The organism is Tahibacter amnicola (genome assembly GCF_025398735.1).
Classification (GTDB): Bacteria; Pseudomonadota; Gammaproteobacteria; order Xanthomonadales; family Rhodanobacteraceae; genus Tahibacter; species Tahibacter amnicola.
This window is the reverse complement of sequence record NZ_CP104694.1, coordinates 2,845,701-2,871,867: the sequence shown is the minus strand read 5'-3', so window position 1 is coordinate 2,871,867 and position 26,167 is coordinate 2,845,701. Positions and strand designations below refer to the sequence as shown.

Below are 26,167 nucleotides of genomic sequence, written 5' to 3'. Positions count from 1 at the left end.
TCAGCCATGGAACCGCGCATAGATCCGTTCGGCGAGGTCGCGGCTGACCCCTTTCACACCCATCAGCTCTTCCACACCGGCCCGGGCGATGCCGCCCAGTCCGCCGAAGTGCTTGAGCAAGGCCGAGCGCCGCTTGGCGCCCACGCCTTCGATCTCCTCCAGGCTCGATTTCTCGCGCGCCTTCTCGCGCCGCTGGCGGTGACCGGTAATAGCAAAGCGATGCGCCTCGTCCCGGACAGACTGGATCAGGTGCGACGCCGGCGAATCCGGGCCCGGCCACAAGCTGCGGCCGCTATCGCCCAGGATCAAGGTTTCGTGACCGGCGCGACGCTCAGGCCCCTTGGCGACACCGATCACCTGCACGCAGGTCACGCCCAGATCGTTCAGCACGGCCAGCGCCTGCGCCACCTGTCCTTTGCCACCGTCGATCAGCAGGATGTCCGGCAGCACGCCCTCGCCCGCTGTCAGTCGCTTGTAGCGGCGCTCCAGGGCCTGGTGCATGGCGGCGTAGTCGTCGCCGGGTTCGATGCCCGTGATATTGAAGCGGCGATACTGCGATTTCTCCGGCCCGTCGGGCCCGTACACCACGCACGAGGCCACCGTTGCCTCACCCATGGTGTGGCTGATATCGAAGCACTCGATACGCTGCGGCACTTCGTCCAGTTCCAGCAACTCCCGCAGAGATTCGAACCGCTCCCGCATGGTCTGGTGGCTGGCCAGTCGGGCCGCCAGCGCCGCACCGGCATTCTTGACGGCCAGTTCGAGAAACCGCGCCCGTTCCGCGCGTACCGCGCCCTTGATCTCCACCTTGTGCGCCACCTGCTGCGCGAGCGCGTCGGCCAGGATCTCCGCATCTTCCGGCAGGTGGCTGACGATCAGTTCCTCGGGCACTGGCCGTTCCAGGTAGTACTGCGCGATGAAGGCGGCCATCACGTCCGCTTCACTGGCATCGAGCGGGAGCTTCGGAAAATAGTCGCGCGAGCCCAGGCTGATGCCATTGCGGAAGTACAGCACCGACACGCACGCCATGCCGTTGGCGATGCGGCACGCCAGTACGTCCATGTCGGCGCTGGCGCCATGCACGTAGTGGCGCGCCTGGATCTGCTTGAGCGTGGCGATCTGGTCGCGCAGCGCGGCGGCGCGTTCGAACTCGAGCGCACCGCTGGCCGTTTCCATGCGTGCGACCATCTCGTCGATCACCGCGGTGCTCTTGCCTTCCAGGAACATCGCCGCGTGGCGCACGCTGGCGGCATAGTCGTCCGGCTGCACCAGGCCCACGCAGGGAGCGCTGCAGCGCTTGATCTGGTATTGCAGGCACGGCCGCGTGCGGTTCTTGAAGTAGCTGTCCTCGCACTGGCGCACCTGGAACAGCTTCTGCATCAGGTTGAGGCTCTCGCGTACCGCGAAACTGCTGGGATACGGCCCGAAATAGCGCCCCTTTCCGCTCATCGCGCCACGGTGGAACACCATCTTCGGCACGTCCTCGCCGGTGGCGAGAAAAATATACGGATAGCTTTTGTCATCCCGCAACATGATGTTGTAGCGGGGCTTGAGCGACTTGATCAGCTGCGCTTCGAGAATCAGCGCCTCGCCTTCGGTGCGCGTGAGCGTCGTCTCGACGCGGGCGATCTGCGAAATCATCGCCATGATGCGCGGTTCGAGCCGCGGCTTCAGGAAATAGCTGCCGACGCGTTTCTTCAGGTCGCGCGCCTTGCCCACATACAGCAGCTCGCCGCCCGCATCGATCATGCGATAGACGCCGGGGGAGCTGGTCAGGGTGCGGACGAATGCCTTGCCGTCGAACGCGGCCGATGCGTGCGTGGGTTCCATAGACCTCGATTGTAGGGGCGCGGCCGCCATTTCCCAGCTGCGCGCGGGATCAGCAGACGCCCCGGCGAGCCGGGGCGTTGCAGGCTACTCGCCGACCGGGATGCGTTTGCAACTGCCGTCGGTCAGGTCCACCCGCACCACCTCGTGCGCATTGGTGTTGGCGACCCACAGCGCGCCCTGGCCGAGGCTGACGCCCTCGGGCTGGTTGAAGCGGTACGAGAGGTTGAATGCCCGCACCTCGCCCGTCTTCACGTTCAGCGCCTTGAGCTTGCCGTTGTAGCTGTCGGCGATGAACACCAGGCCGCGCGGATCCAGCGCGATGCCCAGCGGATGCTGCAGCCGCACGACTTCCCGCTTGCCCGTGGTGTCGCCGAACTCCCACGGCCCGCTGCCGATAATGGTGGTGACCTGGCGATCGACCAGGCGGACGGCACGGATCGCCCCGGCCTGGGCGTCGGCCACGATCAGCGCATGGCCCAGCACGGCAACCGCGCAGGGCTGGGCGAACGTGGCGTAGGCGCCAGCGCCGTTATCGATGCCGAGCTTGCCGGAGCCGGCCAGCACGTCGATATGCCCCTTGGCCAGGTCCAGGTCCCAGATCTGGTTCTGCCCGGCCATAGCGATGTAGAGATGATCCGCATGGCAGGCCAGGTCGACCGGCGCGCACATGTTCACCGTCGTAGGGGCCGGATGGTCCTGCGGACGGTCACGGCCGGCCTTGCCGGTGCCGGCGATCGTCTCGACCTCGCCCGACAGCAGCCGGATCCGGCGGATCGCGTGATTGCCGGTATCGGCGACGAACAGGGAATCCTTGCCCAGGGCGAGGCCCTGCGGCGAGGAAAGCCCGCAATCGATCAGGCGTCCGTCCCAGTACCCCGCGGTACCCGAGCCGAACTGGCGCAGGATGCGGCCGTCCAGCGTGGTTTCGATCACCCGGTGGTGCGCGGTATCGGCGATGTAGAGGTATTGATCGGTGGCCAGCACGCGCGAGGGAAACGACAGCGCCCCGCGCGGTTCCGGCCGCACCACGGCCGGCCAGGATTCGTACACCCGCACATCGCGGTTGATCGCTTCTTCCAGCAGTGCCGAGATGCGCTTGTCGATCTCCGCCCGGTGCCCTTCGCCGGTGAACAGGTCGACGATGCGGCCATCGGCGTCGAGCAGTACGACAGTCGGCCAGGCCTGCACGCCGATCTGCTGCCACAGCACATAGCCCGGATCATTCGCCACCGGATGGCGCAGGTGGTACCGGTTTACGGCCTTGAGCACCGCGCTGCCGGTGCGCTGGCTGGTGTACTTGGGCGTGTGGATGCCGATGACGCTGAGCCCGTCGTGGTAGCGGTTTTCCAGCCACGCCAGGTCAGCCAGCAGGTTGATGCAGTTGACGCAGTCGAAGGTCCAGAAATAGATCAGCGTCACGCGCCCGCGCAGCGCGGCGGACGCCGGCGCCTGCGAGGTGTTGACCCATTCCAGCCCCGGTGGAAATTCAAAGGCGTCCACAGCCGTTCCCATGCGTCGCTCTCCCGTTCCGTGGCCCCGATTATCAACGCTTTGCGTAGCGCGCCAAGACGTTGCGGGCGAATTCTTCCGCCAGATCTACCACATGCTCGAAATCCGCATCCGCACCGAAGTACGGATCAGGCACTTCCTGCGGGGTCTCAAGGCCGGCGAAGGCCAGCGCCAACTCAACGCGCGCGCTCGCGTCTGCCGGGCGCAACAGCTGCAGCTCGCGCAGGTTTTCCCGGTCGGCCGCCAGCAGCCAGTCGTATTCGTAGAAGTGGTTCACGTGCAGCTGGCGCGCCCGGTGCCGGTCCATCGAATAGCCCCGGCGCGTCGCCGAGGCGCAGCTGCGCGGGTCCGCCGCGCGCCCGACGTGCCAGGCGCCGGTGCCCACGGAAGCCACTTCCCACTTGAGGCCGGCGCGGCGCACGTGGTCCCGCAGCACCGCCTCGAGCACCGGTGACCGGCAGATATTGCCCAGGCACACAAAAAGGATTTTCACGACGCCCCCGCCGCAAACCAGGCTTCGACCCGCGCCAGATCCTCGACCGTATCCACGCCCGCCGGAAAGGCCTCCGGCGCCACCTGCACCGCGATGCGGTAGCCGTGCTCCAGCACGCGCAGCTGCTCCAGCGACTCGGCCGCCTCCAGCGGCGTGCGCGTCAGATCCGTGTAGCGGCGCAGAAAACCGGCGCGATAGGCGTAGATGCCGATATGCCGCAGGAACGGCACGCCGGCCGGGAGGGTTTCCCGGTCGCGGGCAAAGTCGTCGCGCGCCCAGGGCATCGGGGCGCGGCTGAAATACAGCGCATGTCCGGCCGCCGCCACCACCTTCACCGCATTCGGATTGAACAGCTCCGCCGCCGCGGTGATCGGCGTCGCCAGCGTCGCCATCGGGGCGTCGCTCTGCGCCAGGGCCTCCGCCACCGCCCGGATCCCGCTGGCCGGCGCCAGCGGTTCATCGCCCTGCAGATTCACCACCAGCGTCGTATCCGACCAACCGAGCTGTTCTGCGCATTCGGCCAGGCGATCACTGCCGGAGGCGTGGTCCGCGCGCGTCATGCAGACCGTGACCGGATGGTGCGCAACGGCCTCGGCAATTCGGGAATCGTCCGTGGCGATCACCACCTGCCCGGCCCCGGCCTCGAAGGCGCGGCGCACCACGTGAACAATCATCGGTTCCCCGGCAATCGGCAAGAGCGGCTTGCCGGGCAACCGGGTGGAAGCAAAACGGGCGGGAATGGCGACGACAAATTCAGTCATGGCAGCTCGCAGCGGGCCCATCGGCAGGCGCAACGCCAGCGCGGGAACAGAGAGGGGAAACCCCGAGCGTAGCGAAGCGCCCGCGCGCCGAACAAGCATGGCTCCACGACCACGCCCCCTTTTGGACCTGTGATGGCACCGGTGACCGGCGTATCATTTCGCCTTTCACCCCCCGGAAGCCTCGTGAACACTTCCGCCGAAGCGGCTCCCGCCGCCTCGTCCCCGTTGGTCCGTGCCGCGCTGTTGATGGTTGCCAGCGCCGTCCTTTTCGGTTTCATGGCAGTGACGATCCGCCTGGCTTCGCGCCAGCTGCACGCCTTCGAGATCGCCTTCTTCCGCAGCCTTTTCGGCGCCATCTTCGCCCTGCCGCTGCTGCTGCACCATGGCTCGACGGTCCTTCGCACCGACAAGTTCCTGTTCTACGTGATGCGCTGCTGCATCGGCATCGTGTCGATGCTGGCCGGTTTCTGGGCGATCGTGCACCTGCCGCTGGCGCAGGCCGTGTCCCTTTCCTATTCCACACCGCTCTTCGTCACCATCGGCGCCGTGGTATTCCTGGGCGAAACCGTGCGCCTGCGCCGCTGGAGCGCCGTGCTTATCGGCTTTGCCGGCGTGCTGATCATCGTGCGGCCGGGTGCGGACAGTTTCTCCGCCGCCGCGCTCGTCGCGCTTCTTGCGGCCGCCATGAGCGGCACCGTGGCGATCAGCATCAAATTCCTCTCGCGCACCGAGCACCCCGATGCGATCGTGCTGATCACCAGCTTCCTGTGGGTCGTGCTGTCGCTGCCACCCGCCCTGCTCTACTGGGAATGGCCCAATCCGATGTCGTGGCTCTGGGTGATCCTGGCCGGAGGCTTCGGCACGGTGGCGCACCTGTGCTGGACGCGTGCCCTGAAGCTCGGCGAAGTCTCCGCGCTCACGCCGCTATCGTTTCTGCAGCTGCCGGTCGTCGTCTTCGCCGGTTACTTTCTCTTCGAGGAACGGCTGGATATCTGGACGGCCGTCGGCGCCGGCGTCATCGTGGCCAGCAACGTCTATATCGCCCACCGCGAGGCGCGTCTGGCCCGGCGGCAGACAACCGATCCGGACGTCGCTGCCGGCTCGGCCAATAGCTGAGGTTCAGGCTGCGGGCGGCTGGAAAATCGCCGCGCGGTCCGCATCGCCCAGCACGCGCCATTCGCCGGCCGGCAGGTCACCGAGCGTGAGCCCACCAATCGACAGCCGCGCCAGCTGTTCCACATGATTGCCCACCGCCGCGAACATGCGGCGCACCTGGTGATAGCGGCCTTCCATCAGCGTCAGCCGCGCCTGGCGCGGGCCCAGGACTGTCATCGGCACTGGCAGCAAGGGCGTGGTTTCCGAATCGAGCATCAGTTCGCCGCCGGCAAACGTCGCGGCTTCGTCGCCGCGCAGGTCCTGCGCCAGTACGACCTCATAGACCTTGGTGACCTTCGCCTTCGGCGAGATCACCCGGTGCAGGAACTGACCGTCATCGGTGAACAGCAGCAATCCCGAGGTATCCCGGTCCAGTCGCCCGATCGGCGACATCAGCGGGTCACGCACGCGGAACCGGCTCGGCAGCAGGTCGTAGACGATGCGACCCGGATCCTTGGTCGAACAGGTATAGCCGACCGGCTTGTTGAGCAGGATCACCGTACCGGGCGGCGGATCCAGCGGCTCGCCGTCGATCCTGACGCAGGCGTAGTCCACGCGCGCCTCCGGTGGTAGCGGCTCGCCCGCCGCATCCGTCACGCGCTCCTCGTCAAATAGCGCCGTCACCTGGCGCCGGCTGCCATAGCCGAGGTTGGCCAGCAACTTGATCCATTTCATACCGCTGCCTTCCGAGCACTGATCACCTTGAAACCCTGCGCATCCGCCAGCACGCGCACCTCGCCAAACTGTTCCGCCAGCGTCTGCTCGTAGGGCAGATGACGATTGGCGACCAGCAGCAGCCGTCCCCCGCCACGCAACGCCGCAGCAGCTGCCCGCACGAACGCACGACCCAGTTCCGGCACGTCGATTCGCCCCACATGGAACGGCGGGTTCATCACCACGAAGTCGTAGCGGTGCGGCAATCCCTTCGCGACGTCGTGCCAGAAATAGTCCATCGCGACATCCATCCGCCCTGCCGCTGCCAGCGCACCGGGCAGATTCACCCGCGCCAGTTCCAGCGCGCGCTGCTCGGCCTCGTACAGGTGCAGGCCCGTCACACGGGGGCATTGGCGCACGACTTCCGCCGACAGGAACCCGTAGCCCGCCCCCAGATCGGCACCCTGCCCACTCAGATCCGTCGGCAATTGCTCGGCGAGGAGCTGCGAGGCGAGATCGATGCGATCCCACGCGAACACGCCCGGCCGGCTCAGGAAACGGCCCTGGGCGATCGGCTGCGGCTGGTCCTGCGCGATCCAGGCATCGCGTTGCGCGGTGTCGACGCAGGCAGCGTCGTTCCTCGCCCACATCACGCGGCATTTGTGCTTGGAGATCACCTGCACGTCGCTGACGAGACGACGGAAATCCCCTTCGATCGACTTCGCCCCTTCGGCATTGGCCACGCTCGCCACCACCGTGCCGCCCGGCTGCGCCAGAGCCAGGGCACGCGCCAGTTGCGCCCGCGCCTCGTCGCGTTGTCGCGCCGGCAGCACCAGCACGAGGGGAAAGGATCCATTCACGGCGCCGACGGTCTCGATCCCGTTCGCCATCAGTTCGTCGGCCACCGGCCGGAACGTCTGTTCCGCAACAAGCTTCGCCTGCCGCCACGTGTGCACGAATGCCTGCAGCGCAATACCCGCCCGGGCACGCAGGAAGGCGACGGGCCCGGCGGGCACCGCCAGGTCGCGGTTGTCGAACGGCACGAAAAGGGCGCGCAGTGCAGCGTCTTCCATCACTTTTTCCGTCTCGCCGGCCAACTGCCGCCGAAGATCTTGAGCTGCGACTTCGCCGGGATCAACGACGCCCGGCGCTCCATGGGCTGCTTCATGGTCTTGAGCTCGTACCAGGATTCGTTGTCATCGCACACGCTGTCCAGGTCCTTCATATCCATCACACCGACGAATTCGAACACCACCTTGTGGCCTTCGTCATTGTGATAGGCGAACCCACCGGCCCTGCCGATGCGCTTGAACTGACGATAGGCGTGATCCGCATCCGGCGCCGCCAGCGTGACGATGCGCTCCTCCACGAGGCGGTAGACATCCGGCTCGCCGCCACGGTCAACGCGGTACTGGAACAGCAGTTTGGCGCCGTAGCGGCCGAGTCCTGTCGCCATGAGCGTGCCGATCAACCGGCCTTGCTGGCGTACTTCTCGGCGACGTAGTTTTCCAGGATCTGCACGAACTCCGCGGCGATACCCTCACCGCGCAGCGTCATCGTCTTCACGCCATCGATAAACACCGGCGCCGCCGGCGCTTCGCCCGTTCCCGGCAGCGAGATACCGATGTTCGCGTGCTTGGATTCACCCGGCCCATTCACCACGCAGCCCATCACCGCCAGCGTGAGATTCTCCACACCGTCGTACTGCACCCGCCATTCCGGCATGCGTGCCCGGACATGGTCCTGCACCGTCTTGGCCAGTTCCTGGAAGAAGGTGCTCGTCGTACGACCGCAGCCCGGGCACGCCGTGACTAGCGGCGTAAAGGCCCGCAAACCCATCGTCTGGAGCAGCTCCTGCGCCACGATCACCTCGCGCGTGCGCGGCTCGTTCGGCTCGGGCGTCAGAGAGATGCGGATCGTGTCGCCGATCCCTTCCTGCAGCAGCACGGCCAGCGCCGCACTCGACGCGACGATGCCCTTGGAGCCGATCCCCGCCTCGGTCAGGCCCAGGTGCAGGGCGTAATCACACCGCGCCGCGAGATCGCGGTAAACCGCAATCAATTCCTGCACACCCGATACCTTGCACGACAGCACGATCCGGTCGCGCGCCAGCCCCAGCGACTCCGCCCGCTCCGCCGAATCGAGCGCCGACCGGATCAGCGCCTCGCGCATCACCCGCGGCGCATCCCACGGTTCGGCCCGCGCGTGGTTCTCATCCATCATCCGGGCGAGCAGTTCCTGGTCGAGCGAACCCCAGTTCGCGCCGATCCGCACGGCCTTGCCGTGCCGGACCGCCAGCTCGACGATCGTTGAAAATTGCAGATCTTTCTTTTTTCCGAACCCGACATTGCCCGGATTGATACGATACTTGGCCAGCGCTTCCGCTGCCGCTGGCTCCTTGGTCAGAAGCTGGTGACCGTTGTAGTGGAAGTCACCGATCAGGGGCACGCTGATGCCCATCATGTCCAGCTTCTCGCGGATCCGGGGCACTGCCGCGGCCGCCTCCGGCGTATTGACCGTGATCCGCACCAGTTCGGAACCCGCCCGCCACAGCTGCGCCACCTGCTGGGTCGTGGACGCCACGTCTGCCGTGTCGGTGTTGGTCATCGACTGGACGACGATGGGCGCCGGGCCACCCACCTGGATACCGGCGATATTCACACCCACGCACCGGCGGCGCGACGCCGTGGCCGCAGCGCGGGCTTCAGTCGGAGAAGTCATTGCACGTACTTGGGATTGAGGCGCCCGGGGCGCTGAGCTGGGTATGGTAACGCGATGTGGGGGACAGGCGTTCGGGGGATGCGGGGTTGTTCCATAAACCATTGACGTCATGAGCATTTTTCCTGGTGACAACGGCTCGCCTCGCCGAGCTGTTGTAGGTTGGCCCTGAGCGCAGCGATGCCCCGCACCGCCAGGCGCATAGCGTCTTCTGTAGGTTGGGCATCGCTGTGCTCAGCATCAACCCGGCTTACAGAACGGCCAGGGAAGCCTCACCCCTGCATCGGAGACGAACGCCGCACCTGACCGTGCGTCAGCGCACAGAGCAGACGACAGTCCCGCCGTATGGTTCAAATGCGCAGGTGTACACAATTGCCTGCGTGAGCACTGCGACCGCCCTCACAAGGGTGCCCCTGTGCTCGCCACGCTGCATGCTGGCCGCGCCGGCCTCCTCCCCTGGATCGGCGTTGCTGGCCTGCAGTACGACGCACTGCCCCCGTCCTTGCACGCCTGGCTGCGACAACGCTGTGGCGGCTGGACGGCAACGGTAGGCAGTCGCCCCTTCACTACGGAGAGGCACCATGAGAACCCAGGAAGTCGATGCCAAGGCCGCCAATGGCGCCGTTCGCCTCAAGCGCGCCGCATTGTCCGCGCGCCCTGCCGCTGCCGCGCGACTGGCCCGCGCCGTTGCCGACCGCGCGCAGGACCCTCCGCCGGGCTTCGCCGCTCGATGGGTGGACACCATCAAGGTGATGGCCATCGCCACGGCCCGGAAAGCCCGCCAAAGACCGCTGGCCATCTTCGGCGCGGTGGCCGCCGCCGTCGGCCTCGTCGTGATGCGCACGCTGCGGCGTTGATCGTGTGGAACGACCACCCGGCAAGCCGGCCGCTGCCGCATAGTGGTCGAGGCTACGGCATCACCTGCCGGTAACATGCCCTTATCGATAATGCGCCTGTCTGTCTGACACGCCGACGGCCCGTGCCGCAGAAGCGGCCGGCCCGTCGCGCCGCCGTTACCTCCCGGTCGCGCTCGAGGTGGTGCATGGCGGCACTGGATTCCGCGCGGAACAACCACCTGCTCCGTGCCTTGCCGGACAACGACCAGGCGCGCGTATTCGCGTTGCTGGAGCCCGTTGAATGGCCACTGGGCACCGTGCTGTACGAATCCGGCACCCGCCTTCGGCATGTCTATTTCCCCACGACGGCCATCGTGTCATTGCTTTACGTGATGAAAGACGGCGCTTCTGCCGAGATTGCCATCGTCGGCAACGAGGGAATGGTGGGCGTCGCCCTGTTCATGGGCGGCGAGACGACCCCCAGCCGCGCGGTCGTCCAGAGCGCCGGGCGTGGCTACCGGTTGAAACGCCGATACATCAAAGAGGAGTTCGGCCGCGGCGGCGCGATGCAGCACCTGCTGCTTCGCTATACCCAGGCGCTCCTCACCCAGATGGCACAGACCGCGGTGTGCAATCGCCATCACAGCATCGACCAGCAACTGTGTCGCTGGCTGCTCTTGAGCCTGGATCGACTGGACACCAACCAGTTGACGATGACCCAGGAATTGATCGCCAACATGCTGGGCGTTCGCCGCGAGGGAGTTACCGAAGCGGCCGGCAAACTCCAGGCGGCCGGCGTCATCAGCTACAGTCGCGGTCACATCGCGGTACTCGACCGGACGGCGCTTGAAGCGCGTGCCTGCGAGTGCTACCGGGTCGTCAAGGACGAGTGCGACCGGCTGCTGCCAGACCTGGACCGCGTCCCCGCGTGATCCCCCTCGCGCCCCGGATGCCAAGGCGGCGACTGTCCGCAACGGACCGCACGCGATGTCCGTAGCCGAATGGTCCCTTGTCGTTGGCTTGCTGCTGCTCACGATGGCCCTGACGAGCAAGCTGGTGGGCCGCCTGCCGCTGAGCAACGCGATGGTGTATCTGGCGCTGGGCTGGCTCCTGGGACCCGACGTCGCCGACGTCCTGCGTCCCGACCCGATGGAACACACGATCGTGCTCGAACGCATGGCCGAGATCGCGCTGCTGATCTCCTTGTTTGCCGTCGGCCTGCAACTGGGCGTGCCGATGCGCGACCCCCGCTGGCGGCTTCCCCTGCGCCTGGCCTTTGTCTCGATGACAGCCACGGTCGCCATGGTCACTTGCGTCAGCGTCTGGCTGCTGGATCTGCCCCTGGGCGCGGCAGTCTGCCTGGGGGCCATTCTTGCGCCGACGGATCCGGTGCTCGCATCCGGCGTGGTATCGGATTCGGGCGTACGCCCCAATCGCGTCGGCTTCAGCCTCGCCGGCGAAGGCGGCCTCAATGACGGCACGGCGTTCCCCTTCGTCATGCTGGGGCTCGGGATTGCGGGCCTGCATGACATGGGTCCGGGATACGCACGCTGGGCCGGTGTCGACCTGGCCTGGGCCACCATCGGTGGCGCGACCATCGGCGGCGTATTGGGCGCGGCCACCGGACGCATCGTGGTCTACCTGCGCACGCGCCACGAGGAAGCCGTCGGGCTGGATGAGTTTCTGGCGCTGGGCCTGGTCGGCACGGCCTATGGACTCGCCCAGCTCAGCCTCGCTTCCGGATTTCTTTCCGTCTTTGCCGCGGGCCTGGCGCTGCAGCGGGTACGGGAACAACCGCAGCAAGGCACGCCACCGCTGCCGTCCGCTGACGAAGTGGAAGGCCATTCCTACGAAACGATGGCGACCCATCCTGCGCACGCCAGCGCCACGCTCAAGGATTCCGTCCAGCAATTCAACGAAAAACTGGAGAAACTGGCCGAACTGGCGCTCGTACTCGTCGTCGGGGCGATGCTCGCCTACGCGACGCCGCTGCCTGCCGCGCTCTGGTTCGTGCCGCTACTCATCGTCGTACTGCGCCCCCTGTCGGTACTCCTGGCCACAGGCGGTGAGGGGCTCAGCCGTCCCCAGCGGTTTCTCATCGGCTGGTTCGGCATCCGGGGGATCGGCTCGATCTTCTACCTGCTGCTGGCTTTGCGGTACGGTCTCAGCGGGCCCGTCGCCGATACGGTCATTGCGCTGACGTTGTGGACGGTCTCCGCATCCATCATCGTGCACGGCGTGACCGCCCAACCGCTCATGCATCGGTATCTGGCTTTGCGTGGAAAGTGATGGCGTGCCGCCAGCGCCAGGCACCGCTGAAACCTCATCCGCCTCGATTTGCGGCGACAGCCTGGCACAGGGCAAAGCCGGGGCCTGCGCGTTGTGGAGAAGCGTGGCACGCGCAGGCAGGGCCCTAGCGGACGAGCAGTGCGTCCGCATGTACCCGCTGCACACCGAAGGTACCCGCGGCCAGATCAATCGCCACCTGTCGCGCCAGGACGGTCTCCATTATCCCACGCAGGGAGACCACGCCCGCGTCGGTACGCACATCCACCGCGCAGTTGCCCGCGCCGCGTGACTGCGCCAGTGTCGTTCTTACCGAGGCGGTGATCCACAGATCCGCGCGCTGCTGGCGCGCGCGCAGCAGGCTCGCGCGTTCGCTGGATTGCGTGCGGGCAAGCTGCGTCACGGGCGGCCAGTCGACCAGGTCCAGCTGATTGCTGACGCCGATAACGCCATAGGTATCGCGCGCATGGCTTTCCGCCAGACGGCGTTGCACATCGGTCCAGACCAGGCCACTCAATTGCGCGATGCCCCCCAGGACGACCACTGAAATCTCGTCGGCTTCAACACGCGAACTGGAACGCAGACGGGAGGTGATAGCGGCAGCAATCGCCCTGTCGTCAGCCGGGGCACCACACTGCCCGGGCGTGACGGCGCCTTGGGCCGGGACGCCATGATCGCCGGTACGCACGGCAAGCGGAAATGACACCCCTGCCAGCATGACGGCCAGGGGAAAACAGACCAGCAGCGGATTCATCACCCTCTCCAGGATCTCGCCCGCACGCCCGGCGCGCGCTCGTCACGCATTCGACCGCCGGTCACGACCTCCTCGCGCTGCCGAAACCAGTGATAGCCGAGTGTGTTGCGGCAGGCTGCCGGACGCGCTGCCACGCTCCATCCGGAAGCGCTGGATCAGCCTGCGCGTATCGGCCGCACAGATCGGTACGCTAGCGCACGTAGCGCGGCCCAGGTGCTTCGCAGCGTTACCAGTACCGTGCACGGAAAACGCTTCTTCTCCATTGTTCGATGGCGCACAGATGAGCGATTCACGACTTCCTACACTTTTCCCAAGCTAACGCTAGCGTACGAACGAAGGGCGAGGACGGACACACCCACCGCGGCCTGAACCTGCTTTGAGAGAGCGCCGCCACAGGGAGCATGTAACGCCGTTCGGGCGTACGCCACCGGAGGCCCACCGCCCATGCCCAGCGGGATCACGCCCATGGCACACATTCCACAGCAGTCGGTCGCTGAAACGGCCAATCCGGGCCGCACACCATGGCGGTGCCACGATGCCGCACTGGCGAGCGTGGCGTTGGAGACTTCCGTGTCATCCGGAAACACCAACGACGCGAAACTGCGCCAGGCCATAAAGCAGTGTTCAGACACCCTGCTCTCTGTCGCCACGGGCCTGAGGCACCACCCTTCCCGTCACGATGTCACGGCCGTCCGCCAGGTGCTCGAGTGCGCGCAACGCATTGTGGAGTTGACTGTCCTGCTTGATCTGGACACCGCCATACGGCACACACTGGCCACCAAGGTGATATCGCTTCACGCGGAGATGGAGGGGCTGCGTGCCGCGTTGCGCGACAGCGAGCGGCACGTCGACCAGGTTCGACGGCTGGCCCTGCATGATCCACTCACGGGACTTCCTAACCGGATCGCATTCGCCGAAGCGTTGCAGAACGCCCTGCACGCCAGCGGCACGCCGCAACGACCGTTCGCGCTGCTGTTCATCGACCTGGACGGCTTCAAATCCATCAACGACACACTCGGCCATTCCGTCGGCGACGAACTGCTCAGGATCATTGGCGCCCGACTGGCGCACGCGACGCGCGCCAGCGACGCGGTCTGCCGGCACGGCGGCGACGAATTCCTGTGCCTTCTGTCCGGCGCCGGCGACGAACGGGAAGTCCTGCGGATCGCAGGAAACCTCTTCGACGCGATCCTCGGCCCGTACTCGCTGGGCACAGTGAGCCAGGAAGTTCGGCCGAGTATTGGCATTGCCATGTTCCCACGCGACGGCGCAACGGCCGAGCAGTTGATCACCAACGCCGACACGGCCATGTACTGGGCGAAGAGGCGCGGGCAGGCATTTGCCGTTTTCGGCCATCTGGGAGCGCCCGTGGAAGTCGTTTTACCGTCTCTTCTGGCGCGTGCACCGCATCGGACACGCACGCCCCACAGTCCACCGGGCGACGCGGACACGGTCGCAACGCCGACCGACCAGGTCCATCCGTCGGAAACAGCCGTTGCCACGGTGGATCCGGTGCTCGACGATCCACCGCAATTGGACGCGCAGGTCTCGCCGGTGAAGGGGCCGGGCACCGACGAATGCGAGGTCATGGAACAGCTGGGCATCACCTACAGCAATGGCGTGTACCGGTACCACCAGATGCTCTACGACCACCTGTACGACGCCATTGTGTGTGCCAGGGCCGTGGCGAAACGGAGCAGCCAGTGACGCGGCGCCGCCATGATCATCTGCAAGAGGGAATCAGCGCTGACGGCTGGCCCAGGCGCGAAATCGTCATCCGCCGCCGCTCGTCTCAAATCCGTTCTTGAAGATCTGCTCGCCACCGTATATGGCCTCGGGAATCTCGTGCCCCAGGTATTGCCAGATGTACCGCGTCAACGTCATCGGGCGACCGAACGCATCCGTGGCGACGGTGAAGCCGCGGACCGTGTCATTGGCCGCAGGCGTGTTTCCGGGCAGCGGCGTATTCGGTTCGGCGAAGACCGCCTTGATGGCCGCTTCGTGTGGCCATGGCCAGAGGCTTTCGGCCGTCAGCTCGTCAAAGCCCGGTTCACCCCACACGGTGCCTGATCGTCCGGTGCGGTACAGGATCCGCGCGCCCGCCTCCGTAAGTCCCGTTCCCGATCCCGCATCGGGCAGATACTTCAGGGTGCCGGTGGGAACCACGACGCTCGTGCCCTGAGCCTGGCTCTGGGGCGGTACACGTCAAGCTACTTGTCGCCTGCTTTGATCAATTGACCAACTTGTCCGGATTGAGCGTCACGGCCCCCGTGGGCGACCAGTCGCGAACACCGCGAGACCATCGACGCGGATTCTGTGCTCGCGCCGATTCGTACAGGTGGTGACGGGCACGCAAGATGGCATGGTCCTCGCCACGATGACGTTGGGCTGGCGTAACGAACCGAATGCCGCTATGCCGATGCTCGCCGTTGTACCAATGGACGAAGTCAGCTGCCCACCGACGAGCGGCCTGGATGTCGCCAAATCCTTCCGGCGGATATCCGGAGCGGTACTTGGCGGTTCGGAACAGTGACTCGGCGTACGCGTTGTCATTGCTCACGCGCGGACGTGAGTACGACGGCGCGATGCCCAGCCATTGCAGCATGGCCAGCACTGTCGTCGCCTTCAGGCTGGCACCATTGTCGCCATGCAGGACGGGTTTGTTCAGTGCCGTGTGCACGCCTTCGGCCAGCGCGACGCGTTTAGCCAGGTGGGCGGCGTGCTCACCGGATTCGACCTGCTGAACCTCATGACCGACGATATGCCGGCTGTAGATGTCCAGGATGAGGTAGAGATAGAACCATTGGCCTTTCACGCGTGACGGCAACCAGGTCACGTCCCAGCACCAGACTTGGCCGGGCGCGGTGGCAATATGGGTTGTCGGTTCTCTGCGCCGTTCTGGCGCTTTCGCGCGACCGCGGTGTGTGGTCTGCTGGTTATGGCGCAAAACGCGATGGAAACTCGATTCGCTGGCGACATAGCGGCCCTCATCAGCCAGTCGCGGGACGATCTGCGCCGGCGGCAAGGCGGCAAATCGTGGTTCGTTGGCGATCTCCAGAATCGCTGCACGCTCTTGCGACGTCAGTGCATGTGCCGGCACAGGCCGCACGGCCATCGGGCGACGGTCACCGGTCTCCAACCCACCGTCGCGGCGCCATCGCTGCAGCGTGCGAATGTCGATCCCGGCCAGCGAACACGCCACGCTCAGGCGGGCACCGCTACAGTGCGCCTCATCAATGGCTTCTACCATCCAACGGCGATCTTCCATCGCGATCATTCGTCCGCGTCCTTGGGGAAGATCGCCTCGAGTTTTTTTGACAGAACCAGCAGAGCTGCCGTCTCCGCCAACGCTTTCTCTTTGCGACGAAGCTCGCGCTCCAGCTCCTTTACCTGACGCCGCTCCGACGGCACCTGCTGTGCAGCGTCCGGCCGCTCCAGGGCTCCTGTCGCGGCAGCACGCCACTGCGCCAATTCGCTCGGAAACAGCCCTTGCGACCGGCACCACGCGTTCTTCTCTTCCTCGCTCATTGCCGCCGTCGTCAGCAATGCCTCAAAGCGCGCTCCGGCTGTCCAACCGCCGTTCTTCTGGCCACTGGCCAGCGCCTCTGCGCGCCACCGCTCCAATGTATCCGCCGAGATGCCGATCTCGCGCGACACCACATTCACGTCCGCACTTTCCGGCGGCAGCAATCGCGCTACCGCCCGGTCCCTAAACGCCTTTCCGTATCGAGCCACGTTCTTGTCCTTCGCCCCAGGGGTACGATTCTATCGGGGCGACAAGTAGTCTGACGTAAGGGGGGCACGAAGGCACTGCCGGAAAATTCGCTGAATCCGCCACTGCCCTGCAGCAGTTGTCCGTTGCCAACGAACAGCGACTGGCGCAGCGTTGCCTGTGTCGTGCTGTTGTTGTTGTACAGCGCCGACGCGTTCGCACCGACGGTGACAGTGGCGATCGACATGCTGCCCGTGCCATTCCACCGGATACCGGCGGCGTCTGTGGCGCCCCAGGAGACGGTGTGGCTGATCCGCGTATTGCGGCCCTGCAATTCCTGCAGGAACAGCCCGGCATAGGCCACCGAATTGTTCAGCGCGATGCTGCCGACGAGCTGTCCTTCGTCCAGGTTCTTCGGGAAATACCAGGCACCATAATGCGCCTGGCCTGTTGCCGGTCCACGCTGCCCGTCCACCGCGATGCAGTTCTGGTACAGGATGTGGTGCACACCCCATCCACTGTCATTGCCATAGGCACTGAACGTCGCCTTCGGCTGCGAGCTGGGCGAAAAGTCGAATCGGCCGACGACGCGCCGAAAGATGATGTGGTGCGTATCCGCCGTCGGTCCACCAGTGGCAAATCCGTAGCGCGCCGCGCCGACACCGCCCACATCCTCGACCAGGTGATGGTGCCCGTCCACGTGCAGCCAGCCGCCATACTGGTCTACCGCTCCCTGGCGGCGGAAGATCGAACGCGTCACCTTGTTATAGCTGCCCGCCAGCTCCCCGACGAGCGGCGTATTCGCGGTATCACGCAGATCAAAGACGAACCCGTCGACGTGGACGTAGTTTCCACGGATCCGCAGTGGCGAGTCGTAGTAATTCGTCGCACCCACATTCCAGATACGCACACCGAACGGATTCGCCGCTCGAATCGTGGTATACGCACCCGGCGTTCCATCGGCCACGGAATGGCGGCCGTCGTTGATGAAATTCGGTATGTCCGCGTACACGCCGTCAAGCACCACCAGCGTGTCGCCCGACGCCGTACGCGCCAGGCCGTAACCGATCGTGCGAAACGGGGCGGCCTGCGCACCGCCCGATGGCGCGTCGGTTCCCGTGGGCGAAACATAGCGCGTTGCAGCCAGGGCCGGCGTGCCACCACACAGCAGCCCCAGGATCGCCAATGCCCGCACCGCCGCACCGCGGCGTCGCCCGTCCCGGCGCCCCCTTTCGCAATAGTCCATGCCCGCGTCCCCAGCCATGCCCCCGGCCAGCCTCCCACAGAACGCCGTTCCCGGCAGCACCGTCTGTCGCCTTTGCAGACACGTTCCCCGGGACACGCGGACGGATTCACGCGACCACACCGCATTTCAGCAGCGTGATGCATCCCTATCCCAAGTGAATCCGGCGATCTAGCTCGCTACGAAAAGCGTAGCCGTCGCTACATTGCGAAAATAGGTCGATCGGAAAGCGCCACTGACACTCCAGCGGCACCGTTAACCGGTCGTGCCATCCGCCTCCGCATGCTCCACCTCCATGCGCTCGAGCGAATGCTCCATCTCCGCCAGCTCAGCGGCGGTCGGCGCCCGTCCGATCAGGACGCGCTGGTACGCGCCGCTGGCATCCACCACCCGCACATCGCCCAGGCGCGCGACGCTGGCTTCCGTCTCCCAGTCCATGGGATCGGCCGGCCGCGTCAATTCCAGCTCGACCGCGCCGCGGTCAAACAAGTGCGGCGCGAGTACTGTCAGCGCCTGCTCCCCCTGCTGTTCCAGCAGCAGCAGGCCGCGCATCGCCGCGCGCGCACTGCCACCATGATCAAAACTGGCGATGCCCACCGGTTGCGCCCGCCGCGCCAGCAGCTCGACGCCGGCATCGACCGCTTCGTTGTCATCCACGCGGATCCAGCGGATCACGCCCACCATCCAGTCCTGCGATTCATCTTCCGCTGCCAGCGGCGCCAGGCCGACCAGCTCGCCAACCTTGGCGCGGGCCATGTCGCCGCGCTCCCAGACCAGGCGGTAGCCGCCCAGGCTCTGGTCCAGCACCCGGGCATGCTGCACCACCGGTGCGGCTTCGCTGGTCTGGCTGGCCCAGGGCGCGACGGTGTCGCGTTCGCTCAGATTGATGGCCTGACCGCGGACGCGGCGCAGGAAGCTGTCGAAATCCTCGTTGCCCGACAGCACGTAATGCACGGCGTGCAGGCCGATCACGGTGTCGAGCGTATGGCCTGCCGGCAGGCGCGGATGATTGCGGATCGCACCGCCCGACCAGGCCCGCATCAACCGGTCGACCACGCTGCGTCGCGCCTGCACCGCCGGGCCGCCCTTGAGCCGGAAACTGAGCAGGTCCGTCCCCGGCGGCAGCAATTGCATGTGTTCCTCGATCATCCGCTGCACCGGCTGCGGATCAAACGACAGCAGGCCCGCAATCGCCTCCTGGCGCTCCTCGGGCACATAGCCGATGCCCTGGTCGATGTCAGTCTGGATGCCGAAGGCGCCCTGCCCGACGCGTCCGTAGCTGAGCACGCAGTAGGGCGACCAGGCGCGCGTGAGCGCCACCACGTCGGCCATCTCGCGCTGGGTGAAACGATAGGGATTGCACAGGGCCAGCAGCAGCGTGTGCGCATAGGCCTGCCGGGCCGAGAGCTCGGCCCCGCCCAGTGCCGGATCGGCCACGGGCTTCTCGTCAATCTTCAGTTCGTGCGCCGCGGCGAACACCGTATGCAGGTGCATCCACACACCCGGCGGCGGCGTACGGTAGAGCAGATAGGCCTTCGCCAGCAGCGCGCCGTAGTGCTGCAGCGCCCTGACAGCCGCCAGCGCCACCGATTTGCCGCGCAGGAACGGTACCCGCCCGGAGGCGGCGCAGAAGTCGTGCAGCGCCTCGACATAGCCCAGCGCCAGTTCGCGTTCGAAGTCCTGGGTGGTGCGGGCCAGCTGCAACTTGGCCGGTGGCAGGGGAAAGCTCTCGACCAGCACCTGCCGGTCCATCGTGCCGACGACCTGGGCCACCGGCCCACGCAGGATCTCCAGGGCGTCCAACCGCTGCTGCGGATCCAGCCGCATGCGGTTCATCACCATCAGCGCGTCAAGCAATTGGCGGCCGGTCGCTGCCGGATTGGCCAGCGGCAAGTGGTTGAGCCAGGCGCGAACGGCCTTGGAATCCGTTGCAAAGTCGTCCTTGAACGGAGGATGTCGCTCGGGCCAGTCATTCGACAGGCGATTCAGGACTTCGCTCATCTTTATTGCCCCTGTGGCGTCCTGCGCGTTGGTATCAGTCTAGCTTCCGTGCCGACTCTAGAGTGCACGATCCGTCTCAACCGTGCGCCGCAACCCCAGCAAAACCATACGATGAAACAGCTTTTCACGGAGGCGGGAGGGCTGATCCAGTTGCATGCGGCGCAGGGCGGCGAGCTCATCGTCCCGTGGACGGCCGGTGGTCAGCGTGCCCCAGAGCAGGCGCGCCTTGCCGGCGGGAGTCAGGGTGCTGGCCTTGAGCCATTGCAGTGCCTTGATCAGTCGCAGTTCCTCCGCCGTGAAATCCGACCCGAAGGGGAATGCATCAAACAGGCCACGGCGGCTGGGGTGTCCGAGGGCTGCCGCCAGGCGCGCCGGCGTGTTCATCCGCCAGCGGTCGGGGACGGTGAAGTCCCGCGCCAGCTTGCCCGCACGGCGGGCCTGGGCCACCAGGTCATCCAGGAAGCGCGCGTCGCTGATGGCCAGCATGGCCAGGGTGCACTCGCCGTCTGATTTCCCGCGCAAGTCCGCCACCCCGTATTCCGTGACGAAAATGTCACGCAGGTGGCGAGGAATGGTCGTGTGGCCGTAGTGCCACAGAAGGTTCGACCGTGCCGAGGCCCCCTGCCCCCGCGACGCCCGCAGCATCAGGATGGAGCGTCCACCCTGCAGCGCATGCGCCATCGCGACGAAATTGTATTGCCCTCCCACCCCGCTGACCACGCGTCCATCTTCCAGGGCGTCGGAGGTCGCCGCCCCCAGCGCCGTGGCCATCATGCAGGTGTTGAAGAAACGCGCGTCGCGCCGTTGCAGGGCGTCGAGCGTTTCGCGGCCGCCGTAGAGCTGGTTGATGTCGGACACCCGCGTCATCGACAGCCCGTCGTAGGCATCGGCCGACAGCTCGCGCAGCCAGCGGTAGAACTCGTGCGACCCCAAGTAGAAAGCCCCGCGCAGGTAGCGCCCTTCGCGCAGCCGTCGACCGGTCATGCTCCGGCCCAGCGCCGCGCGCGCCACCATTTCGCGCAGGTCGGCGGAGAGGCGCGCGCCCGTGGGCAGCGCCACGCTGTCACCTTCCAGCCGGGATCCCTCCGGCAGCAGGCCGCAGCGCACCAGCCGCACCAGCTCGCGCGCATCGATCAGCGACGGCAATGCGCCGCAGGCATACAGGCGTTCGACATCGCCCGTCCGCAGCTGCTCGCCGATCAGGCCTTCGGCGAGCGCCTGTTCGATGGCAAAGTCGTCGAAGACGCGGCGCTTGAGGATGCCGCCCTTGGCCAGGTGCATGAAGCCATCCATGACCATCTCGCTGGCGCCGTAAAGGCCCGTCACGAACGGATCCAGCCCCCCGATCGACTGGACCACCGGATGCGCCCCACCCAGCGCATCCAGCGTTTCCCGGTAGGCCATGTTGTTGCGATGGCGTAGCAGCAGCGCATGCACCAGGGCGTCCGAAAGCGCGCCGATACCAATCTGCAAGGTGCCGGCATCGCGCACCAGGGCACTGGCGTGCAGGCCCAGGGCGAATTCCGCCGGCGCCACCGGTTCACGCGGAATCGCGAACAGGGTGTGGTCGCAGGCCGGGTCATCCAGCAGCACGTCAAAGCATTCGGCCCCGATCTCCGCCTCGTTGCCCACGAAGGGCAGGCGCGGGTGGATCACGCCCACCACCAGCGGCCGCGGCTTGGCGCGCGAGGCCATCTCATCGAGCAGGTCCAGCGTCACGTCGGGATTGCTGGCCAGGCTCAGGCGTTCCCGGCCACCCTCGCGACGGCTGGCGATCAGCTGCACCACGACGTTGATACCGACGTCGGCCATGTCGCGGGCGACGTGGGTGTAATTGAGGCTGGCGTAGTCGCGCTGCGCACTGTCGTTGCCCAGCAGGCTGCCCGACTGAAAGTAAAACTCGCTGACCTGGATGTTCGGCGGCAGGCGCCCTTCGCGCCGGGCCACGGCATAGGCCAGGTCCGGATAGTCGGTGCCGAAATGGCGCGCCAGGAAAGGTTCAAGGAAGCGCTGCTCCAGCTCGGTCCGGGGCACCGGCCGCATCAACGACAGGGCGGTGAACAGGTGCAGTTGCACCGACGGCGTACGCGCCACCGTGTCAAACAGCGCATTGAGCAGCACATTGGGCTTGCCCAGGCCCAGGGGCGCGGCGAGGCGGATGGTCGAACCGCAATGAGCCAGGATGCGCGCCACCGCGTCTGCCACCCTGGCCTGCCGCTCCACATGCGTCATCGCAATCCGTTCCCCGGCTTGGCGAAATATTCACCCCGAGTATGATCGGACGTGCGTCCTCCTGTCATGCGGCGGGTCACCCATGGCCCGCAACCGTAGAATCGCGCGGACAGGCCACCAGTTCCGGGACGCTCCTCTGCCAGAGGTGCCAGGACGTATGAGCGAGCGGTTCCGGATCGCGATCGTGGGCTCCGGCCCAGGGGGCCTGTCTGCCGCGGCGCGCGCGGCCGAGCGCGGTGAATCCCACGTGCTGCTGGAAGCCGAGGCGCACCTGTCGAATACGATCTTCCGCTACCAGAAGGGCAAGTTCGTCATGGACGAGCCCGGCATCCTGCCCCTGCGCTCGCCCGTGCCCTTCAAGGCCGGCTCGCGCGAAAGCATCCTGGATGCCTGGGACGCCGCCGCCGCGAAGCTGAAGATCAACGTCCGTCACGGGCACGAAGTCAGCGTCATCAAGAAGCGCGACGACGGCGTCTTCGAGATCAGCTGCACCAACGGCCAGCGTTTCCAAGCCCAGTTCGTGGTTCTGGGCATCGGCCTGCAGGGCAATATCCGCAAGCTCGGCGTGCCCGGCGAAGACCTCCCCATCGTCCAGTACCAGCTCGACGACCCGGACGAATACGAAGGCGAAACCATTGTCATCGTCGGCGCCGGCGACGCAGCCATCGAAAATGCAGTAGCGCTGTCCAGGCAGAACCACGTCGTCATCGTGAACCGGCGCGACGAGTTCGCCCGCGCCAAGAAGGGCAATGAAACCGCCATTCTCAAGGCCATCGAGGACGGCATCATCGAGTGCTACTACAACGCCGCGCCCGAACGCGTCGATGCGCTGAACGTGGGCCGCAAGAAGGGCCGCATGGCCCTGACCACGCCAGCGGGCAAGGCACAGATCCTGATCGACCGCGTCATCGCCCGCCTGGGTGCCACCGCGCCGCGCGGCTTCGTGGAAGCCTGCGGCGTGACGTTTCCCAGCAAAGACCCGGCCTCGGTTCCGGCCATCAGCCCGCAGTACGAGTCCAATGTCAAAGGCCTCTACATCGTCGGCGCCCTGGGCGGTTATCCGCTGATCAAGCAGGCGATGAACCAGGGCTTCGAGGTCATCGAGTACATCCGCGGCGAAAAGGTCGAACCGGCGGATGAACCCCTGCTCAAGGCCAAGTTCGCCGCCATGCCCGGTTTCCGCAGCGTCGACGAGGCCCTCGCCCGCGTACAGGCGAACGTGCGCCTGCTTTCGCACATCACCCCGCTGCAACTGCGCGAATTCATGCTCGATTCGGAGATCCGCACGCCCCGCGCCGGCGAAGAGCTGTTCAGGCGCAATGACTATACGAATTCCTTTTATTCGGTCGTCGATGGCGAAGTGCAGATCGTCGTCGACCCGGTCGCCAACCAGCGCGTCACCCTGCACAAGGGAGAATTCTTCGGCGAGATGAGCCTGATCTCGGGCCGTCGCCGCTCGGCCACCGTCATTGCTGGCGCCAACTGCGTGCTCGTGGAAACGCCGCGCCGCTCGATGAACCGGCTGATCAATTCCGTCGCCGCGGTCAAGCGCGAAATCGACCAGACCTTCATCCTGCGCGCCATCCAGTCGCGCTTCGCCCCCGAAGCCACGGCCGCGCAGCTGGCCGACATCGTTTCGCACGCCACGCTGCAGACCTTCAACGCCGGCGACGTGCTCTTCAACGAAGGCGAGATCGGCGACTGCCTGCATCTGGTGCGCGTGGGCTCGCTCACCATTTCGCGCATCATCGGCGGCAAGGATGTCGTGCTCTCCTACGTGCCGGCCGGCAACTACGTCGGCGAAATGGCCCTGCTGGGCGATTCCAAACGCTCCGCGACCGCGCGCGCCGCCATCGCCACCGAAACCGTCCGCCTCGATGGCGAAAGCTTCAAGACCCTCGTCGCCCGCCTGCCCGCGCTCAAGTTGCGCCTGCAACAGGAATACCGCCAGCGTGCGGCCGCCAATCTCGCCATGCAGGTCGCGCCCGAAGGCGGCGACATCATCCAGTTCCTGCTCGCCCAGGGCGCCGGCGAAGCCACCGACATCCTGCTGATCGACGAATCACTCTGCGTGCGCTGCGACAACTGCGAGAAAGCCTGCGCCGAAACCCACGGTGGCACCTCGCGCCTGGACCGCGAAGCCGGGCCGACCTTCGCCAGTGTGCACGTGCCCACCTCATGCCGGCACTGCGAGCATCCCCACTGCATGAAGGATTGCCCGCCCGATGCCATTCACCGCGCGCCCAACGGCGAGGTCTATATCGCCGACAACTGCATCGGCTGCGGCAACTGCGAGCGCAACTGCCCCTATGGCGTAATCCATATGGCCTCCAAGCCGCCCAAGAAGCCGGGCCTGCTGTCGTGGCTGCTGCTGGGCCTGGGGCCCGGCCCCGGCGAGGCCCCGCCCGACCCGAAGAAAAAGAAGGAAGCCAAGGAAAAGAAGGCCGTCAAATGCGACATGTGCAAAGATGTCAAAAGCGGCCCTGCCTGCGTGCGAGCGTGTCCCACCGGGGCCGCCATCCGCATCTCGCCGGAGGACTTCGCCGCCTATGCGCGCAGCCGACGGTAGCCGGCCGTGAACGAGGCCACCACGCCGCCCTGCCCCACCTGCCACGGCCCGTCGCGCTCGCTCGGACGCCGCCTCCACTACTGCGATCGCTGCAAGCAGCGCTTCTATCCACTCAAGACCGACGGAAAACCGGATGACGCCAGCGCCAAGGCGCAGATACACATCGTCCGCAGCGCGCGCCTGCACGTCGTCCGCGAAGCCATCACCACCGGCCATGGCATCCGCATTGCCGGCGCCGGATTCTTTCTGATCGCCATCCTGCAGATTCTCTTCGGCGTCGTGATCGTCCCCTGCAAACGCTGCGACACCAAGATCTATTTCCGCTCGGAAGAACCCGACCGCTACTGGAAGGGCGTGACGTTCACCTTCGTGCTGGGATCAGCCCTGTTCGGCGTGGGTCACTTCCTCGTCAAGCGCCATCGCGCCGACCTTCCTCCCCATGAAGGCGAATGAGCCGGAGACCAGACTCCACCCATGAGCGTCCACCACGAATCCCTGCTCAACCACGCACGATCCCGCTGGTTCTGGATCGCCCTGGTACTGTCGATCGGCGCCATCGTCGCCTACATCTGGCATTCGCCCGGGGTGCCGCCCAACGGCGGCACGTGGCTCGGCTACACGCTCGGCACCATCGCCGCGTTGCTGATCGTCTGGCTCATGCTGTTTGGCCTGCGCAAGCGCAGCTACCGCGGCGGCAGCGCCAGCCTGCGCGGCTGGCTGTCCGCCCACGTGTACCTCGGCACCAGTCTTATCCTCATCACCCTGCTGCATGCGGGCTTCCAGGTCGGCTGGAACCTGCATACGTTCTGCCTGGCGCTGATGCTCATCGTGATTTTCTCCGGTTTCTACGGCGTGTACTGCTATTTGCGGTATCCCACGCTGATGACGCGCAACCGCGAGAGCGCCACGCGCCATGCCATGCTCGACGAGATCACCGAACTGGACCAGAACGCCCTCGCCCTCGCCGACGGCATCAGTCCCAAGGTGCATGCCGTGGTGCTGCGTTCGATCCAGAACACCCGCCTGGGCGGCGGCGTCTTTGCTCAGCTGCATGCACGCGATGACTCCGATGCCGCGCTGGCCGGTATCAAAGCCGCACTCGATGAGCACGAACGCTCGTTTCACGCCTCGAAAGCCAAATCCAACCAGACCATCTACGCCATGGTCGACTTCCTTGCCAGCGGCACCAACGATCGCCATACCGACGCCCTGCGCAAGCTCATCGACCTGATCTCCCGCAAGAAATCACTCGCCACCCGCGTTGCACGTGACATTCAGTACCAGGCGCTGATGGAAATCTGGCTCTATATCCACGTACCACTCTCATTCGCGCTGCTGGCCGCGCTGATCGGCCATATCGTTTCCGTGTTCTTCTACTGGTGACCATCCGCCGTACCGCCGTTTCGTGACGAAG

The 26,167-nt window shown here is 66.0% G+C and carries 22 protein-coding genes; 8 read left to right on the top strand and 14 right to left on the bottom strand.

The features are described 5' to 3' along the window. From uvrC to kdsB, 4 genes are all read right to left on the bottom strand, one after another. Nucleotides 1-1,830: an excinuclease ABC subunit UvrC gene (uvrC, locus tag N4264_RS12125; protein ID WP_261697299.1), complete on the bottom strand. Its 1,830-nt coding sequence runs from the start codon at nt 1,828-1,830 to the stop codon at nt 1-3. 84 nt (nt 1,831-1,914) lie between these two features. Then, nucleotides 1,915-3,342 carry a thioredoxin-like domain-containing protein gene (locus N4264_RS12120; protein ID WP_261697298.1) on the bottom strand — a complete coding sequence of 476 codons (1,428 nt, stop codon included), beginning with the start codon at nt 3,340-3,342 and terminating at the stop codon, nt 1,915-1,917. Between the two features lie 31 nt (nt 3,343-3,373). Continuing rightward, nucleotides 3,374-3,832, bottom strand: a complete 459-nt coding sequence (locus tag N4264_RS12115; protein ID WP_261697297.1) for a low molecular weight protein-tyrosine-phosphatase — start codon at nt 3,830-3,832, stop codon at nt 3,374-3,376. Beyond that, nucleotides 3,829-4,593 (bottom strand): 3-deoxy-manno-octulosonate cytidylyltransferase, encoded by a 765-nt coding sequence (gene kdsB / locus N4264_RS12110; protein WP_261697296.1) that lies wholly within the window; start codon nt 4,591-4,593, stop codon nt 3,829-3,831. The genes N4264_RS12115 and kdsB overlap by 4 nt, the downstream gene beginning before the upstream one ends. 183 nt (nt 4,594-4,776) lie before the next feature. Here kdsB and N4264_RS12105 point away from each other — a divergent pair, with 183 nt between their 5' ends. Continuing rightward, a complete protein-coding gene (locus tag N4264_RS12105; RefSeq protein ID WP_261697295.1) occupies nt 4,777-5,709 on the top strand; it encodes a DMT family transporter in 933 nt (310 codons plus the stop codon). A gap of 3 nt (nt 5,710-5,712) precedes the next feature. Here the strand turns inward: N4264_RS12105 and N4264_RS12100 are convergent, their stop codons facing one another. From N4264_RS12100 to ispG, 4 genes are read right to left on the bottom strand one after another with little or no spacing between them, the layout of a single operon-like run. Further along, entirely contained in the window at nt 5,713-6,423 is a 711-nt protein-coding gene (locus N4264_RS12100; RefSeq protein WP_261697294.1) for a pseudouridine synthase, read from the bottom strand. Beyond that, nucleotides 6,420-7,475, bottom strand: coding sequence for a class I SAM-dependent methyltransferase (locus N4264_RS12095; RefSeq protein WP_261697293.1), 1,056 nt, complete (start codon nt 7,473-7,475; stop codon nt 6,420-6,422). Before N4264_RS12095 ends, N4264_RS12100 begins: the two co-directional genes overlap by 4 nt. After that, nucleotides 7,475-7,858 (bottom strand): DUF4288 domain-containing protein, encoded by a 384-nt coding sequence (locus N4264_RS12090; protein WP_261697292.1) that lies wholly within the window; start codon nt 7,856-7,858, stop codon nt 7,475-7,477. The genes N4264_RS12095 and N4264_RS12090 overlap by 1 nt, the downstream gene beginning before the upstream one ends. 11 nt (nt 7,859-7,869) lie before the next feature. Next, nucleotides 7,870-9,123, bottom strand: a complete 1,254-nt coding sequence (gene ispG, locus N4264_RS12085; RefSeq protein WP_261697291.1) for a flavodoxin-dependent (E)-4-hydroxy-3-methylbut-2-enyl-diphosphate synthase — start codon at nt 9,121-9,123, stop codon at nt 7,870-7,872. Between the two features lie 578 nt (nt 9,124-9,701). Between ispG and N4264_RS12080 the strand changes: the two genes are divergently transcribed. The 3 genes from N4264_RS12080 to N4264_RS12070 all read left to right on the top strand — a co-directional run bounded on the left by N4264_RS12080 (nt 9,702) and on the right by N4264_RS12070 (nt 12,245). Then, nucleotides 9,702-9,977 (top strand): hypothetical protein, encoded by a 276-nt coding sequence (locus N4264_RS12080; protein ID WP_261697290.1) that lies wholly within the window; start codon nt 9,702-9,704, stop codon nt 9,975-9,977. 185 nt (nt 9,978-10,162) lie between these two features. Beyond that, nucleotides 10,163-10,888 (top strand): Crp/Fnr family transcriptional regulator, encoded by a 726-nt coding sequence (locus tag N4264_RS12075; RefSeq protein ID WP_261697289.1) that lies wholly within the window; start codon nt 10,163-10,165, stop codon nt 10,886-10,888. 55 nt (nt 10,889-10,943) lie between these two features. Next, entirely contained in the window at nt 10,944-12,245 is a 1,302-nt protein-coding gene (locus N4264_RS12070) for a cation:proton antiporter (RefSeq protein WP_261697288.1), read from the top strand. Nucleotides 12,246-12,369: 124 nt separating this feature from the next. Here the strand turns inward: N4264_RS12070 and N4264_RS12065 are convergent, their stop codons facing one another. Next, complete coding sequence (locus tag N4264_RS12065) at nt 12,370-12,996, bottom strand: BON domain-containing protein (RefSeq protein ID WP_261697287.1); 627 nt, start codon at nt 12,994-12,996, stop codon at nt 12,370-12,372. A gap of 465 nt (nt 12,997-13,461) precedes the next feature. Here N4264_RS12065 and N4264_RS12060 point away from each other — a divergent pair, with 465 nt between their 5' ends. Then, complete coding sequence (locus N4264_RS12060; RefSeq protein WP_261697286.1) at nt 13,462-14,703, top strand: GGDEF domain-containing protein; 1,242 nt, start codon at nt 13,462-13,464, stop codon at nt 14,701-14,703. Between the two features lie 66 nt (nt 14,704-14,769). On the opposite strand, the gene N4264_RS12055 is transcribed toward N4264_RS12060, so the two are convergent. The 5 genes from N4264_RS12055 to N4264_RS12035 all read right to left on the bottom strand — a co-directional run bounded on the left by N4264_RS12055 (nt 14,770) and on the right by N4264_RS12035 (nt 22,184). Further along, nucleotides 14,770-15,162, bottom strand: a complete 393-nt coding sequence (locus N4264_RS12055) for a hypothetical protein (RefSeq protein WP_261697285.1) — start codon at nt 15,160-15,162, stop codon at nt 14,770-14,772. A gap of 64 nt (nt 15,163-15,226) precedes the next feature. Continuing rightward, nucleotides 15,227-16,731 (bottom strand): IS3 family transposase gene (locus tag N4264_RS12050; RefSeq protein ID WP_261695500.1). Its coding sequence is split into 2 segments (ribosomal slippage): nt 15,227-16,305 and nt 16,305-16,731, totalling 1,506 coding nucleotides; the frame shifts between segments, so codons are not numbered across the junction. Beyond that, nucleotides 16,692-17,954, bottom strand: a complete 1,263-nt coding sequence (locus N4264_RS12045) for a polysaccharide lyase domain-containing protein (protein WP_261697284.1) — start codon at nt 17,952-17,954, stop codon at nt 16,692-16,694. The genes N4264_RS12050 and N4264_RS12045 overlap by 40 nt, the downstream gene beginning before the upstream one ends. A 252-nt stretch (nt 17,955-18,206) precedes the next feature. Beyond that, nucleotides 18,207-19,952 carry a cyclic-di-GMP receptor FimW-related protein gene (locus N4264_RS12040; RefSeq protein ID WP_261697283.1) on the bottom strand — a complete coding sequence of 582 codons (1,746 nt, stop codon included), beginning with the start codon at nt 19,950-19,952 and terminating at the stop codon, nt 18,207-18,209. Nucleotides 19,953-20,009: 57 nt separating this feature from the next. Next, nucleotides 20,010-22,184, bottom strand: a complete 2,175-nt coding sequence (locus N4264_RS12035) for an acetyl-CoA hydrolase/transferase C-terminal domain-containing protein (protein WP_261697282.1) — start codon at nt 22,182-22,184, stop codon at nt 20,010-20,012. Between the two features lie 157 nt (nt 22,185-22,341). Between N4264_RS12035 and N4264_RS12030 the strand changes: the two genes are divergently transcribed. From N4264_RS12030 to N4264_RS12020, 3 genes are read left to right on the top strand one after another with little or no spacing between them, the layout of a single operon-like run. Beyond that, nucleotides 22,342-24,753 (top strand): cyclic nucleotide-binding domain-containing protein, encoded by a 2,412-nt coding sequence (locus tag N4264_RS12030; protein ID WP_261697281.1) that lies wholly within the window; start codon nt 22,342-22,344, stop codon nt 24,751-24,753. Nucleotides 24,754-24,759: 6 nt separating this feature from the next. Continuing rightward, nucleotides 24,760-25,206 (top strand): hypothetical protein, encoded by a 447-nt coding sequence (locus tag N4264_RS12025; RefSeq protein ID WP_261697280.1) that lies wholly within the window; start codon nt 24,760-24,762, stop codon nt 25,204-25,206. Nucleotides 25,207-25,227: 21 nt separating this feature from the next. Continuing rightward, nucleotides 25,228-26,136 carry a hypothetical protein gene (locus N4264_RS12020; protein WP_261697279.1) on the top strand — a complete coding sequence of 303 codons (909 nt, stop codon included), beginning with the start codon at nt 25,228-25,230 and terminating at the stop codon, nt 26,134-26,136. The last annotated feature ends 31 nt before the right edge of the window (nt 26,137-26,167 follow it).